The following is a 14402-nucleotide window of genomic DNA, read 5'->3' as shown; positions in this document are numbered from 1 at the left end:
TCAGCCTCCTGATAGGGCTTGCAGAATATACACCTGAGATTCTGGTTGCAGGGCATCGTCGAGCCGCTGGCGCTCGCGCGTGCGCTGGCCATCGATGAAGATCACCACATTGGCGCGCAAATGGCCTTGCTCGTCCAGCACATAGCTGCGCAGGCGCGGCTGCTCCGTGAAGGCCTGTTCCAGCGCCGTGCGCAGGTCGCCTGCGTCGCTGGCCACCTGCGGCACCGGCAGAAAACGCGCCAGCTGCTGGGTAAAGATGAGTTGCGCCATGAATGTCGTAATTCCTGTTGCGATCACCGATAGGGGATTCTATGCCGATTCCACTACAATGAAAACGCCACATTCAAGGGAGCGCACCATGTCGATTACCCCGCAGGAATTGCAACAGCTGATGGTGGAGGTGGAACGCGAAGATCCTATCGATTTTGCCGATCTGCCATTCGAGGAAGACGAATTGCGCGCACTCATCGCCAGCCATCTGTGCGACATGGCCGATGCCATGGAAGGCTTCAGCGAGGCTGACCGTCAGCTAACGCTGCTGGCTGTAGCCGCCAAACTGGTGCTGGAAAACATGGTACTCAACATCCAGCTGCTGCGCCGTCATGGTCTGCCCATGACGGAATCGGCCGCAGCCCTGCTGAGCCGCCTGCGCCAAGGGGGACCGGAAGCATCCTGATACAAATAATTACTTTTATTGCATGCAAAAGAAATAATAATGGAGCTCCCGATAAAAATTCAGGAGACTTGCGTGGCAACCGTTAATATCAATCTGGGCAGCAGCACTATCCAGAACGTATTCAATACCCAGGGCAGCCCGGAATCGCTCAATCTGGCGGATCTGGTCGACCCATTTTTCGGCGCGAACTACTTCTTTACCGCCCAGCATCCGCGCTATTTCGGCCGCGGCTATAGCGCAACCGAAGTCCAGCTCGATTATCTGGACGGGGCCAGCAGCAGTTTCACCGGTGTCACGCTGGCCAACCCGACAGCGAATGAAGGCGATGCCACGCTGACCCAGCTGGTGCACAACCTGCCCAACACCTTCCGTCTGAGTGCTAACGGCAAACTCAACTTCCATTACAACAACGACGCGGGTCTGTTCTACGGCACCTCTGCCACCCTGAACGATGCCGAACTGAAGTTCCTGCTGCCGGAAAGCGCAGCGCAATACAACAAGGTTTCGGGCAATGCCACGCTGGGGCTGCACGGTGCAGTGACGGTGCTGCAGTCGGATAACTTCAGCGGCACACTCAATTCCATCACGCTGAGTACGGAAAAAACCATCGCCAGCGCCGCCATCAACGGCAACTTCACCATAGGCGGCAATAGCACCTCGATTGCCTATGAGCGCAGCACCACGGCAGTCACGGGCCAGCTCGACAACGTACTCATCAACTATCGCGATGGCAGCCAGATCAAGTTCGATCAGCTGAATATGGCCGTCGACAGCCACACCGATATCGAGGAAGGCCTGCTGAGCAACGCTGCCAATTTCGGCGGCAACGATACCTTCAATGTCACGCTGGCCAGCCGCCTGGACCACACTTTGCAACTGGCTACCGGCAGCGGTAACGACCGCGTCGTCCTCAAAGGGGGCGCTGAAACACTGGCCGTGAATGCCGGCAGCGGCAATGATGTCATCACCCTGCTCGATCACTTTCACCTGGTCGATGGCGGTAGCGGCAGCGATACCGTGGTGCTGGCCGGCCCGCGCGACAGCTACCAGATCAGCCGGAACGGCAACAGCCTGCTAGTCCAGTCGAAAGCGTTTGCCGGCGGCACCGATACGCTGACCAATGTGGAGCGGCTGATGTTCGATGACGACGCCGTGGCCTACGATATCGCCGGCACAGGCGGCCAGCTCTACCGTCTGTATCAGGCCGCATTCAACCGTGCGCCCGATAAGGGCGGGCTGGGCTTCTGGATGCACCAGATGGACCAAGGTACGTCGCTCGACACCATCGCCAGCTTCTTCACCAGCAGCCCGGAGTTCCAGTCCATGTATGGCAGTAACCTGAGCAATGCTGCGCTGGTCGACAAGCTGTACCAGAATGTGCTGCACCGCGCCGGCGACGCAGGCGGTATCACGTTCTGGAATGACTATCTCGACCATCGGGGCGGCACCCAGGCCAAGACGCTAGCTTATTTCGGCGAAAGTGCGGAGAATCAGGCGGCGCTGGCCAGCGTCATCGGCAACGGCTTCAGCTACACGCCTTACGGCTGAAGCTGGGCAGCGGGAACCACCAGCGTGAGGTCGGTTTCCGCTTCGGCCACGCAGGGCAGGATGTAGCCGTCGCGCTTTTCCTCCTTGCTCAGGCCGGGCCACTCGACGTGGTAGCGCACCTTGCCGCGCGTGCTCAGACACATGCAGGTGCGGCAGGCACCCGTGCGGCAGGAACTGGGCAGGATCACCCCCGACCATTCCGCTGCCTCCAGTATGGTCTCGCCCGCGCGTGCTTCAAATACCCAGTTCTGTCCCGACAAGGTTACCTGTACCGACCTGCTCATACTGCCACTCCGCTCTATCGTTGGAACCGCATGATAGCGCGTTCACAGGCTGGCCGGTCAGGCCAGCATTTTCACTTTGCGGTTTTCCACTGCCGCGTTCCGGGTCCGGTGTTCATCCGCCGCCGTCTGGGTGGCGACTACCACCGAAGTCCGTGCACCACGCACCTCATTGAGTTTGAACACGGCGATGGCTTGCGACACGCAGCGCGTCTGCATGGCCAGATTGCCCGCTGCGGCGGCCGCTTCCTCCACCAGTGCCGCATTGCGCTGGGTGATGTCATCGATCTGGATCACGGCCAGGTTGACCTGCCCGATACCATCGCTCTGTTCCTGGGTCGCATTGGAAATCTCGTCCATCACCTGCGTCACCCGGCTGACCGCTTCTATCACCTGATGCATGGTGGTGCCTGCATTACTGGTCAGCTGTGTACCAGCCTGCACTTTTTCCATTGAAGCATTGATCAACTCCTTGATCTCCTTGGCTGCCCCTGCCGAGCGCTGCGCCAGCGCGCGCACTTCGCTGGCCACCACGGCAAAGCCGCGTCCTTCTTCGCCGGCACGGGCCGCTTCCACTGCCGCATTCAGCGCCAGAATATTAGTCTGGAAGGCGATGCCGTCTATCATGCCTATGATGTCGAGAATCTTGCTAGACGATGCGTTGATGGCATCCATAGTAGCCACCACCTGCGCCACGATATCGCCGCCCTGCGCCGCCACCTGGGCAGCCCGTTCAGCCAGCTGGTTGGCACTGGCCACATTGCTGGCACTCTGCTGCACAGTGGACGTGAGCTGCTCCATGCTGGCCGCCGTCTGCTGCAGGCTGGACGCCTGCGATTCCGTACGGCCCGACAGATCCATATTGCCGTCGGCGATTTCATCGGTCGCCATGGAAATCTGATCGAAGTTGGCACGTACATCGCCGATGATGCTGCGCAGATTCACATTGGTCTGGCGCAGCGCTGCCAGCAGCTGGGCCATTTCATCTTCGCCCTGCACCTTGATGGTGGATGTCAGGTCACCGCCCGCCATCATGCGGGCTGCATGCGTGGCGCGCTTGAGCGGCATGGCCACCTTGAAGTACAGGCTGCGGCCCAGACACAGCATGCCCAGCGCGGCGATCAGAGCCAGCGAGCCCAGCCAGCCCTGCATGGCTGCCAGCCGGCTGCCATCGACGCCGAACAGCAGCCCCGTCAGCACCAGCATGGCGCCGGCCAGCAAGGTCGTAGCGCTGATCAGCTGTTTATCGAGCGACATGCGCACCGCTTCGCGCGCACGGGTCCACCAGAAACTGCGCAAGGCCCGGCCATGCACGATGCGCAGGCGACGCGGATTGCCTTCGCGAATTTCACGATAGAGTTTTTCCGCCGCCACGATCTGGTCACGCTCGGGTTTGGTGCGCACGGACAGATAGCCTACCGGCTTGCCACTTTCTATCACCGGCGTGACATTCGCCAGCACCCAGTAGAAATCGCCATTCTTGCGACGGTTCTTGACGACGCCCGTCCATGGCGTGCCGCTCTGTATGGTCTGCCACATATCGGCAAACGCTTCCGGCGGCATATCGGGGTGGCGCAGAATGTTCTGCGGCGCCCCTATCAGTTCCTGCTCCGTGTAGCCGCTGACCTGGATGAAGTACTGATTAGCGTAGTTAATATTACCTCGCAAGTCAGTGCTGGAGACGATGGTCTTGCCGTCCTCCATCACATATTCGTGCTGAGTTACAGGATGGTTGACCCGCATATCCACGCCCTTTCCGGAGAAAATAGAAGAACCCTGGATTTCAGATTACTGGAACTACGCTAAAAAAATAATCACCAATTGTCTCAGTTCGGGTTAAGCAAAAAAATTTACCGATTGTTGTTATTCTAAACAACAATGTTTCTGTGCTTCTGCCGCAACAAACTCAGTCCGGCTTAAAGTTTTGCCCCAGAGAAACAGGCTTGTTGAGCAAAATCGTCTGCGGATTGCGGCAGATAATCATCAGCACCACGATGGTGGCCAGATACGGCAGCATGGACAGGAACTCGGCCGGAATTGCCAGCCCCATGCCCTGGCCGTGGAACTGCAGCATCGTTACGCCGCCAAACAGATAGGCACCCACCACCACGCCGCGCGGCTTCCAAGTCGCAAACACCACCTGTGCCAGCGCGATCCAGCCCCGTCCTGCCGTCATGCCTTCCACCCACATGGGTGTCAGTGCCAGCGACAGATAGGCGCCACCGAGACCGGCCAGCGCACCGCCGAACAGCACCGTGCCGTAGCGCAGGCCGATCACGGGATAGCCAATGGCGTGAGCAGCCTGGGGCGACTCGCCGACGGCGCGGATCAGCAGGCCCAGCCGGGTACGCGCCAGCATATACGCCACCAGCAGCACCAGCGCCAGCGAGAAATACACCATGGCGTCGAAACGGAACAGCAACGGTCCCACAAAGGGCAGTTGCGACAGCACGGGAAATTCCAGATGCGGCATGGGCGTCACCGTCTGCCCCGCCAGCCCGCGCCCCAGATAGGCCGACAGGCCGATGCCGAACAGCGTCAGCGCCAGCCCCGTGGCCACCTGATTGGTCTGCAGCGTCAGCACCAGAAAACCGAAGATCAGCGCCATCGCCATACCGGCCAGCATGGCCGCCAGCAGGCCCAGGCTCATCTGGCCCGTGCTCAGGGTGACGCCGAAACCCACCACGGCGCCCACCAGCATCATGCCCTCCATGCCCAGATTGAGCACGCCGGAACGCTCGGTCACCAGCTCGCCCATCGAAGCCACCACCAGCGGCGTGGCCGCGCCGGCCGTGCTGGCGAGGAAGGCGATTAATAATTCGGTAGTCATCAGGCTTGCTCTCCGGAGGTAACAGGCAGGCGGCGCATGCGCGGCTTGAAGCGGTAGTGAATAAACAGGTCGGCGGCCAGCAGATAGAACAGCAGCAGGCCCTGGAACATGCCGGTAATGGCAGATGGCACTTGCAGCTCGATCTGCGCCGTCTCGCCACCGATGTAGAGCAGCGACATCAGCAGCGCCGACAGCACCACGCCGAGCGGATGCAAACGCCCCACGTAGGCCACGATGATGGCGGCAAAGCCGTAGCCGGCCGAAACGGAAGGCTGCATCTGCCCCAGCGGGCCGGCCACTTCGCCCACCCCGGCAATGCCGGACAGGGCGCCGCTGACCATGAAGGCCAGCCAGACATTGCGCGGCTCGCTGAAGCCCGCATACAGGGCGGCAGCCGGCGCCATGCCGCTGACCTGCATGCGGTAGCCGGCAAAGCTATGTTTGCAGAAGAACCACGCTCCCAGCGCGGCCAGCAGCGACAGGATGAAAGCTCCGTTTACGCGCAAGCCTTCCACCAGCAGCGGCAAGGTGGCCGAATCGCTGAACATTTTCGACTGGGGGAAGTTGAAGCCGGCCGGATCGCGCATGGGGCCATGCACCAGATAGCTGAGCAGGTGGTAGGACACATACACCAGCATCAGGCTGACCAGAATCTCGTTGGTATTGAAGCGGGTGCGCAGCAGCGCGGGAATGGCGGCCCACAGCATGCCGCCCAGCGCACCGGCCAGCAGCATCAGCGGCAGCACCCACCAGGCTTGCACTTCATCGAAATACAGCGCCACGGCACCGGCAGCAATCGCACCCACGGTCAGCTGGCCATCGGCGCCGATGTTGTTTACGTTGGCGCGGAAGCCCAGCGCCAGCCCCACGCCACACAAAATCAGCGGAGTGGCCTTGAGCAGCAGCTCGCCCACGCCATACAGCGTGGTCCACGGTTTTATGAAGTACACATAGAAGGCATACAGCGGTTCCTGCCCCATCAGGAAGAACAGCACGGAGCCGCTCAGCAGCATGGCCACGGCGGCCAGCAGCGGTGACGCCAGCATCATGCGGCGTGAAGGTTCGGGGCGGCGTTCAAGCCTGGACATGGTGGACTACTCCTTGCTGGGAACTGAAATCGCCGCTCATCCACACGCCGATCTGGTTGATACTGGTGGACGCCGCCGGCACGGCTTCCGATAAACGGCCATCGGCCAGCACGGCGATGCGATCGCTCAGCATGAACAGTTCGTCCAGCTCTTCCGACAGCACCAGCACGGCCACGCCCTGATCGCGCATATCGATGATGGCCTGACGGATCAGCATGGCCGCACCGATATCCACGCCCCACGTGGGCTGGGCAAACACCATCATTTTCGGCGCCAGCGCGATCTCGCGGCCGACGATGAATTTCTGCAGATTGCCGCCGGACAGACTGGTGGCGGCCGACAGCTCGTCGCCGCATTTCACCTTGAAGCGCTCGATGACCTTGCGCGCAAAGTCGCGCACCACGCCGCGCTGGATCACGCCACGGCGCACCATGCCCGTCTGCGCGACAGGCAGATAGCCGGTCAGCAAGGCATTATCGGCCAGCGACATATCGGGCGCGGCACCGCGCCCGAGCCGCTCTTCCGGCACGAAGCCCAGCCCCGCCTGGCGGCGCTGGGCCGCATCAAGCGCGCCCACATCCTCACCGCTGAAGCGGATGGTGCCTTCATCGTAGGCCAGCAAACGTTCGCCCGAGATCACCTTGAGTAGCTCCTGCTGGCCATTGCCGGAAATGCCCGCGATGCCGACGATCTCGCCGCTGCGCAGCTTCAGGCTGATGTCTTTCAGATGCGTGCCGAAGGGATCGGCGCTGCGCACGTTCAGATACTCGAGCGTCAGCAGCTCGGCGCCCGGCTCGCGCGGCGCATGCACGCACACGGGCAGCTCGCGGCCTATCATCAGTTCCGCCAGCGATTTGGCGCTTTCCTGTTTCGGGTTGGCCGTGCCGGACACGCGACCGGCGCGCAGCACGGTGGCCTTGTCGCACAGCGACTGGATTTCATCGAGCTTGTGGCTGATGTACAAAATGCTCACACCTTGCGCGGCCAGCTGGCGCAGCGAATCAAACAGGCTCAGTACCGCATCGGGCGTGAGCACGGAAGTCGGTTCATCCATGATCAGGAGGCGCGGCGACTGCAGCAGGCAGCGCACGATTTCCACCCGCTGGCGTTCACCTACCGACATGCTGTGCACCAGCCGCGCCGGATCGAGCGGCAGGCCATACTGTTCGGCCACGGCGCGTATGCGCGGCGCCAGTTCGGCCGGCGTGACATGGTCATCCAGCGCCAGCGCGATATTCTCCGCCACTGTCAACGTTTCAAATAAAGCAAAATGCTGGAACACCATGCCTATGCCCAGCTTGCGCGCGGCCTGCGGCGAACTGATGTCCACCTGCCGGCCTTCCCACATGATCTGGCCTTCGTCGGGCCGCGTCACGCCATAAATGATCTTCATCAAGGTGCTCTTGCCGGCGCCGTTTTCGCCCAGCACGGCGTGTATCTCGCCCGGCATCACGCTCAGGTTGACGCCGGCGTTGGCCACCACCGACGGGTAAATCTTGGAAATGCCTAGCAATTGCAGGCGCGGCTCGCTCATCGGCGCTTCCTCTTTCGTATACAAAATGAATATCCTTTCAGAGGCAAGTAATGTGCCACAGCTAGCACAGTGCCGCCCCCTTAAATCACCGCCAGTGTGCACCAAATCTGACACTTCACCTCACCATCAGCGTGCAACACGCCCGAAATGAGGACAAAACCCGGCCCTTTCGTACACAATAGCGGCTACCCGAGCACGCCAACGTGTACACAATCCACCTAGCATGGTTCCTGCTTTATCCAGCGTGAGCACACTCTCACGGAGAATTCCACAATGCCATCCACTGGTTCTGCAGACCGCGCCAAACGCGGCACCACGGCAGTCGACATGCGCATCTATCGTGCCGTGATCAATGCCGTCATGAGCCACCGCCTGCCGCCCGGCACCCATCTGGGTGAAGCCGATTTCTGCGAACTGTATCAGGTCAGCCGCACCACGGTGCGCAAGGCGCTGCTGCGACTGGCGCACGAGCACATTATCGAGCTGCGCCCCAACCGCGGCGCCGTGGTGGCGTCGCCCACGCCGGAGCAGGCGCGCGACATTTTCGCCGCGCGCCGCGCCATCGAACGCGAGATCATACCCTTAGTGATACGTAATGCCACAACTGCATCGATCCGCCAGATCCGCAGCGCGCTCGCCGCGGAAGATCAGGCGCGCCGCAGCGGCGACCGCGCCGCGTGGATACGGTTAGGCGGCGAGTTCCATCTGCTGCTGGCCCAGCTGGCCGGCAATCAGGTACTACAGCGCTACATGGCGGAGCTGGTGTCGCGCTGTTCGCTGATTATTGCGCTCTACGAGCCACCCGGCGCCAGCATGTGCCAGAACGACGAGCACGATGATCTGGCCAGCCTGATCGAACAGGGCAAAGTACAGCAGGCCACCGAGTTGATCGAGCATCACCTGCTGGCCATCGAAGCACGCCTGCGGCTGGAAACACAGGAGAAAAAGATCCGCCTGGCCGATGCACTGGCCGGCTGCTAGCGGCAACTGGCATGCAATCTGCAATTGATCTGCCCGCACAGTCCTGCACTAGTTGGCGTACTACTTGCTTTAGAACAGATTAAAAGTAATCAGCCATACCGTATAAATTGTTTTAATTTTAATTGACCTTGAATGGAGTCACACGATGTCGCAATTCGCTCGCCGTACCGCCCTCGCTCTTCTCGTTTGCAGCACCTGCGCCGCCCAGGCGGCTGACTGGAGTGATACCTCCCTCAGCTACCGCTACGGCACCAAGTACGCCGAACCGTTCAACAATCAGGACATCAGCAAGAATATCTTCAATCTGAGCAGCGTCTCCGGTTACAAATACGGCAAGAACTTCTTCAGCATCGACTTCCTGCTGTCGTCGGAAGCCGATCCTTCGTCGGCCGGTGCCAAGGATGGAGCGCACGAAGCCTATGCCGTGTACCGCCACACGCTCGATCTGGGCAAGATCAGCGGCAGCAATCTGGCCTTCGGCCCCGTGCGCGGCGTGGGTGCTACTGCCGGTTTCGACTACAACACCAAAACCGATGCAGGCTACAACTCGAAAAAACGCATGCTGGTAGCCGGTCCTACCCTGATGCTGGACGTACCGGGCTTCCTCGATGTCAGCCTGCTGGCTCTGCGCGAAAGCAATGCACCGTACAACACCTTCAGCCACGTGCAGACCCCGCGCTACACCTACAAAACCCACGCCATGCTGACGGCAGCCTGGGGTATTCCGTTCGAAGTAGTCGGCGTGCCGCTGTCGTTCGAAGGCTATGCCAACTTTATCGGCACCAAGGGCAAGAACGAATTCGGTGGCGACACCGCGCGCGAAACCAATATCGACATGCAGATCATGTACGACATGAGCGCCGCCGTCAGCGCACCGAAGAACACCTTCAAGGTCGGCGTCGAGTACCAGTACTGGAAAAACAAGTTTGGCAATCCGGACACCAACAACCCCGGTGCAACCGCCAAAACCCCGATGGTGCGTGCCGAGTACCATTTCTAATGGCAGCCTGAATTATCTGGCCCGATACACTGCTTAACTTTAAAGGAAACCGAATAATGAAACGTCGCACTCTGCTCGCCCTGACCGCCTGCGCTGCCGCCATCGGCCTGTCCGCTTCCGCCTTTGCCGCCGAACCGCTAAAAATCGGCTTCGTGTACGTCGGCCCGGTGGGCGACGCTGGCTGGACCTATGCCCACGATCAGGGCCGTCTGGCCATGGAAAAGGAACTGGGCGCCAAAGTCAAAACCACCTTCGTCGAAAGCGTGCCGGAAGGCGCGGACGCGGAACGCGTGATCCGCAAGCTGGTCGCCGAAGGCAACAAGCTGATTTTCACCACCTCGTTCGGCTATATGAACCCGACCGAGAAAGTGGCCAAGTCGGCACCGGGCGTGGTGTTCCTGCATGCCACCGGCTTCAAGTCGGGCAAAAACATGGGCACTTATGAAACCCGCTTGTACGAAGGTGCTTACCTGAACGGCGTAATCGCCGGCAAAATGAGCAAGACCAAGACGCTGGGCTTCATCGCTTCCTTCCCTGTGCCTGAAGTGATCCGCAACATCAACGCCTTCACGCTGGGCGCGCAAAGCGTCAATCCGGCCATCAAAACCAAGGTGATCTGGGTCAATTCGTGGTACGACCCGGCCAAAGAACGCCAGGCTGCCGAAACGCTGGTAGCACAGGGCGCCGACATGATGGCGCAGAACACCGACTCGCCAGCCACGCTGCAGGTGGCACAGGAAAAAGGCGTGTACGCCTTCGGCTGGGACTCGGACATGTCCAAGTTCGCGCCTAAGGCCCACCTGACGGCAGCCACCAATAACTGGGGTCCGTACTACACCGAAGCGGCCAAGGCCGTGCTGGCCGGTACCTGGAAAACCAGCGAAGTGCATGGCGGCATGAAGGAAGGCATGGTCAAGATGTCGGGCCTGAACGCCGCCGTACCAGCCGATGCGGCCAAGATCTTCGAAGAGAAGAAAGCGGCCCTGACGGCCGGTACCCTGAGCCCGTTCACTGGTCCTATCAAGGATCAATCGGGCACCGTGCGCTACGCTGCCGGTGTGGTGGTGCCGCTGAAAGACCTGCTGACGATGAACTTCTACGTGCAAGGCGTGGAAGGCTCGATTCCGAAGTAATCGCCCTGCAGGGTTGCCCGATAAATGGATAAATTGGTCCGGCAACCCTGCAAATACAGCAATTCTGCCGAAATGACAGGGTTTCGGCATTTCGATGCGGCAGAGCAACACTGCCGCATCGCAGCACCGTCTTTCGTTGCTTAATTCCTCTGAACGCTGCAAAGTAGTGGCATCAGCCACGCGCCGGGCTCTGAAAAGCGGCGTTCAAAGGGGATACCATGCAAGCGCTTTTCCACGCCGCAGCCGCCACCGTGCTGGCCTGCAGCGCCACCCTGGCACTGGCCCAGCCCATTGCGCCGGCCACCAATCCGGTCAGCCTGACGGAAGTGCTGCCCTACAAAGGCTCGCCCGATAAGGCACTGCTGCAGTACCGTGCCATGCAGCGTCTGAAAAAACGCTTCGATGAAGCCGATACTGACGGCAGTGGCAGCCTGAGCCGAGAAGAGGCCAGCAGAGCCGGTCTGCGCTTCGTCCAGCATAATTTCGAACACATCGACACGCGCCAGCGCGGCGATATCAGCTTCGACGACCTGAAAGCCTACGTCATACAGCGGCGCGAAGAGGCGCGTTCGCGCTAGCCGGACCTCCTGCGCGCAGGCGCATCAGAAATTTCTAGACGACTGGTCTAATTGTGCTATAGTTCAGTCCATGAAAGCCGAATACACCGACGTCCGCCAGCATATCCTCGATCAGGGCAAAGCCATCATCACGCGCAAAGGGTTCGCGGGGGTAGGCCTGAACGAAATCCTGACGGCCGCCGACGTACCCAAGGGCTCGTTCTACCACTACTTCAAATCCAAGGAGCTGTTCGGCGAAGCCATGCTGGCCGATTACGTGCAGCAGTACCGCATCGAAATGGATAGCCTGCTGGGCCAGAGCAGTAAAACGGCAGCACAGGGGCTGATGGATTACTGGGCGAGCTGGTTCAGCGACAGCAGCGAACACAGCGACGGTTGCCGCTGTCTGGTGGTGAAACTCAGCAGCGAAGTGGCCGATATGTCCGAGCCCATGCGCACGGCCCTGCGCGACGGCACCAGCCGCATCATCGAACGCCTGAGCCGCACCATTGAGCAGGGCATGGCCGATGGTTCGCTGGCCCATGTGGCCGATCCGGCCCGCATGGCGCAGACGCTGTACCAGATGTGGCTGGGCGCCGCCATGCTGACCAAATTGCGGCGCGAACCTAGCGCCCTGCAGTCGGCCTGGCTCAGCACCATGGAATTACTGCAATTGCCGCCAGTGCCAGCGCCGTCGCCCGCGGCCAGCTGAAACATGGCAACAGAATCACGCGACGCGAGTGCGCAGGTACTCGCGTTTTTTTGAATCGCACACTAGACGACTGGTCTAATACAAGAGGAAGCTCACATGAAAAACTTCGAATTCCACAACCCCACCCGCATCGTGTTCGGCGCCGAGACCGTAGGCCGGCTCGATCAGCTGATCCCGGCCCAGGCCCGCGTGCTGATTCTGTACGGCGGCGCCAGTGCCGAAAAAACCGGCACGCTGGCCGAAGTTCGGCAGGCGCTGGGTCAGCGCAGCGTGCAGGAATTCGGTGGCATAGAACCCAACCCCAGCTACGAAACGCTAATGCGCGCGGTCCAGCTGGTGCGGGCGGAACAGCTCGACTTTCTGCTGGCCGTGGGTGGCGGCTCCGTCATCGACGGCACGAAATTCGTCGCCGCCGCCGCGCTGTACGACGGCGAACCATGGGAGATTGCCGAACAGGGCGGCGCCAATATCCGGCAAGCCCTGCCGATCGGCACGGTACTCACCCTGCCCGCCACCGGTTCGGAAATGAATAGCGGCGCCGTGGTCACGCGCAAAGCCACGCAGGCCAAGCTGCCCTTCCGCAATGCGCTGCTGTATCCGCGCTTTTCCGTGCTGGACCCGAGCAAGACTTTCACCCTGCCCGCCAAGCAGATCGCCAACGGACTGGTGGACGCCTATGTGCACACCATCGAGCAATACCTGACCTATCCCGTACAGGCCCATGTACAGGACCGCTTTGCCGAAGGTCTGTTGCAGACCCTGATCGAGATCGCCCCGCCAGCCGTCGCTACGCCGGACGATTACGCCACTCGCGCCAATCTGATGTGGACCGCCACACTGGCCCTCAACGGCCTGATCGGCGCCGGCGTGCCGCAGGACTGGGCCACCCACATGATAGGCCACGAACTGACGGCCCTGTACGACATCGACCACGCGCGCACGCTGGCGCTGGTGCTGCCCGCCCTGCTGGACGTACAGCGCGACAGCAAGCGCGCCAAGCTGCTGCAATACGCCGCACGGGTATGGGATATCCGCAGCGGCAGCGAAGACGAGCGCATCACGGCCGCCATCGCCAGCACCCGTCACTTCTTTGAAGGACTAGGCATCCCTACCCGTCTATCGGCCTATGGTCTGGGACCGGACGCCGTGGAAGCCGTGCTGCGCCAGCTACAGGCGCACGGCATGACCGCACTGGGCGAACACCGCGATATCGACCTCGCGCGTAGCCGCCGCATTCTGCAAGCAGCCCTGTAATTGGCAGGCCGCCCTATCAACCCGCACTACTTGTAAAGGAAACGACATGAACATTCTGATGGTACTCACCTCGCACGACCAACTGGGCAACACGGGCAAGAAAACCGGCTTCTGGCTGGAAGAATTCGCCGCGCCCTACTACGCGCTGAAAGCGGCCGGCGCCCACATCACGCTGGCTTCGCCGCTGGGCGGCCAGCCACCGCTGGACCCGAAGAGCGATGCACCAGAATCGCAGACGGAAGCCACCCGCCGCTTCAAAGAAGACCCGCAGGCTCAGGCGCTGCTGGCCAGCACCGCCAGGCTGGCCGACATGCAGGTGGCTGATTTCGACGCCGTGTTCTATCCGGGCGGCCATGGTCCGTTGTGGGATCTGGCCGAAGACCGCGCATCCATCAAGCTGATCGAAGTCATGCTGGCCGCCGGCAAACCGGTAGGCGCCGTGTGCCATGCCCCGGGCGTGCTGCGCCATGTTAAGGCGGCCGATGGCACGCCGCTGGTGCGCGGCAAGAAAGTCACCGGCTTCACCAACACGGAAGAAGACGCCGTGGGCCTGACCGATGTCGTGCCCTTCCTGGTCGAAGACATGCTCAAGCAGCATGGTGCCGACTACTCGAAAATCGGCGACTGGCAATCCTATGTCGTCACGGACGGCCTGCTGGTCACGGGGCAGAATCCGGCATCGTCGGAAGACGCTGCGGTGGCGCTGCTCAAGCTGCTGGCCTAAACTGAGCCGGCTTCAGCAGCCATTCTGATTTAGGGTCATAATCCGGTTCCACGGTCTGCATAACGCAGACCGGCAGCAGCGATC

15 protein-coding genes are annotated in these 14402 nt (G+C 61.0%); 9 read left to right on the top strand and 6 right to left on the bottom strand.

Going from position 1 to position 14402, the window contains the following annotated elements:
• Entirely contained in the window at nucleotides 1-270 is a 270-nt protein-coding gene (locus tag GTP23_RS15080) for a MoaD/ThiS family protein (protein ID WP_161035912.1), read from the bottom strand.
• An 88-nt stretch (nucleotides 271-358) separates the two neighbouring features.
• On the opposite strand from GTP23_RS15080, the gene GTP23_RS15075 reads away from it, so the two are divergent.
• Together GTP23_RS15075 and GTP23_RS23035 are read left to right on the top strand one after the other, a co-directional pair.
• Nucleotides 359-676: a hypothetical protein gene (locus GTP23_RS15075; protein ID WP_161035911.1), complete on the top strand. Its 318-nt coding sequence runs from the start codon at nucleotides 359-361 to the stop codon at nucleotides 674-676.
• A 72-nt stretch (nucleotides 677-748) separates the two neighbouring features.
• Complete coding sequence (locus GTP23_RS23035) at nucleotides 749-2224, top strand: DUF4214 domain-containing protein (protein ID WP_161035910.1); 1476 nt, start codon at nucleotides 749-751, stop codon at nucleotides 2222-2224.
• Here the strand turns inward: GTP23_RS23035 and GTP23_RS15065 are convergent.
• From GTP23_RS15065 to GTP23_RS15045, 5 genes are all read right to left on the bottom strand, one after another.
• Nucleotides 2215-2508 (bottom strand): 2Fe-2S iron-sulfur cluster-binding protein, encoded by a 294-nt coding sequence (locus GTP23_RS15065; protein WP_155435487.1) that lies wholly within the window; start codon nucleotides 2506-2508, stop codon nucleotides 2215-2217. The genes GTP23_RS23035 and GTP23_RS15065 overlap by 10 nt on opposite strands.
• A gap of 57 nt (nucleotides 2509-2565) precedes the next feature.
• The gene (locus GTP23_RS15060; protein WP_161036230.1) at nucleotides 2566-4248 is read right to left on the bottom strand and encodes a methyl-accepting chemotaxis protein; all 1683 of its coding nucleotides are present in this window, start codon (nucleotides 4246-4248) and stop codon (nucleotides 2566-2568) included.
• Nucleotides 4249-4411: 163 nt separating this feature from the next.
• On the bottom strand, nucleotides 4412-5335 hold the full coding sequence (locus GTP23_RS15055) for an ABC transporter permease (protein WP_202412212.1): 924 nt from the start codon (nucleotides 5333-5335) through the stop codon (nucleotides 4412-4414).
• Nucleotides 5335-6423 carry an ABC transporter permease gene (locus tag GTP23_RS15050; protein ID WP_155435490.1) on the bottom strand — a complete coding sequence of 363 codons (1089 nt, stop codon included), beginning with the start codon at nucleotides 6421-6423 and terminating at the stop codon, nucleotides 5335-5337. Before GTP23_RS15050 ends, GTP23_RS15055 begins: the two co-directional genes overlap by 1 nt.
• On the bottom strand, nucleotides 6410-7957 hold the full coding sequence (locus GTP23_RS15045) for an ABC transporter ATP-binding protein (protein ID WP_161035909.1): 1548 nt from the start codon (nucleotides 7955-7957) through the stop codon (nucleotides 6410-6412). The genes GTP23_RS15050 and GTP23_RS15045 overlap by 14 nt, the downstream gene beginning before the upstream one ends.
• 273 nt (nucleotides 7958-8230) lie before the next feature.
• On the opposite strand from GTP23_RS15045, the gene GTP23_RS15040 reads away from it, so the two are divergent.
• The 7 genes from GTP23_RS15040 to GTP23_RS15010 all read left to right on the top strand — a co-directional run bounded on the left by GTP23_RS15040 (nucleotide 8231) and on the right by GTP23_RS15010 (nucleotide 14318).
• Complete coding sequence (locus GTP23_RS15040; RefSeq protein ID WP_161035908.1) at nucleotides 8231-8938, top strand: GntR family transcriptional regulator; 708 nt, start codon at nucleotides 8231-8233, stop codon at nucleotides 8936-8938.
• A gap of 145 nt (nucleotides 8939-9083) precedes the next feature.
• A complete protein-coding gene (locus GTP23_RS15035; RefSeq protein ID WP_161035907.1) occupies nucleotides 9084-9938 on the top strand; it encodes an outer envelope protein in 855 nt (284 codons plus the stop codon).
• 56 nt (nucleotides 9939-9994) lie between these two features.
• The gene (locus GTP23_RS15030) at nucleotides 9995-11071 is read left to right on the top strand and encodes a BMP family ABC transporter substrate-binding protein (RefSeq protein WP_202412211.1); all 1077 of its coding nucleotides are present in this window, start codon (nucleotides 9995-9997) and stop codon (nucleotides 11069-11071) included.
• Nucleotides 11072-11289: 218 nt separating this feature from the next.
• Nucleotides 11290-11649, top strand: a complete 360-nt coding sequence (locus tag GTP23_RS15025; RefSeq protein ID WP_161035906.1) for an EF-hand domain-containing protein — start codon at nucleotides 11290-11292, stop codon at nucleotides 11647-11649.
• Between the two features lie 70 nt (nucleotides 11650-11719).
• Nucleotides 11720-12340, top strand: a complete 621-nt coding sequence (locus GTP23_RS15020) for a TetR/AcrR family transcriptional regulator (protein WP_161035905.1) — start codon at nucleotides 11720-11722, stop codon at nucleotides 12338-12340.
• A gap of 96 nt (nucleotides 12341-12436) precedes the next feature.
• Nucleotides 12437-13594 carry an iron-containing alcohol dehydrogenase gene (locus GTP23_RS15015; protein ID WP_161035904.1) on the top strand — a complete coding sequence of 386 codons (1158 nt, stop codon included), beginning with the start codon at nucleotides 12437-12439 and terminating at the stop codon, nucleotides 13592-13594.
• A 46-nt stretch (nucleotides 13595-13640) separates the two neighbouring features.
• Nucleotides 13641-14318: a type 1 glutamine amidotransferase domain-containing protein gene (locus GTP23_RS15010; RefSeq protein ID WP_161035903.1), complete on the top strand. Its 678-nt coding sequence runs from the start codon at nucleotides 13641-13643 to the stop codon at nucleotides 14316-14318.
• The last annotated feature ends 84 nt before the right edge of the window (nucleotides 14319-14402 follow it).

It is taken from the genome of Duganella fentianensis (assembly GCF_009857835.1).
Taxonomy (GTDB): domain Bacteria; phylum Pseudomonadota; class Gammaproteobacteria; order Burkholderiales; family Burkholderiaceae_D; genus Rugamonas; species Rugamonas fentianensis.
The sequence above is the reverse complement of the archived record's forward strand: the minus strand, read 5'-3'. Positions and strand labels throughout refer to the sequence as shown.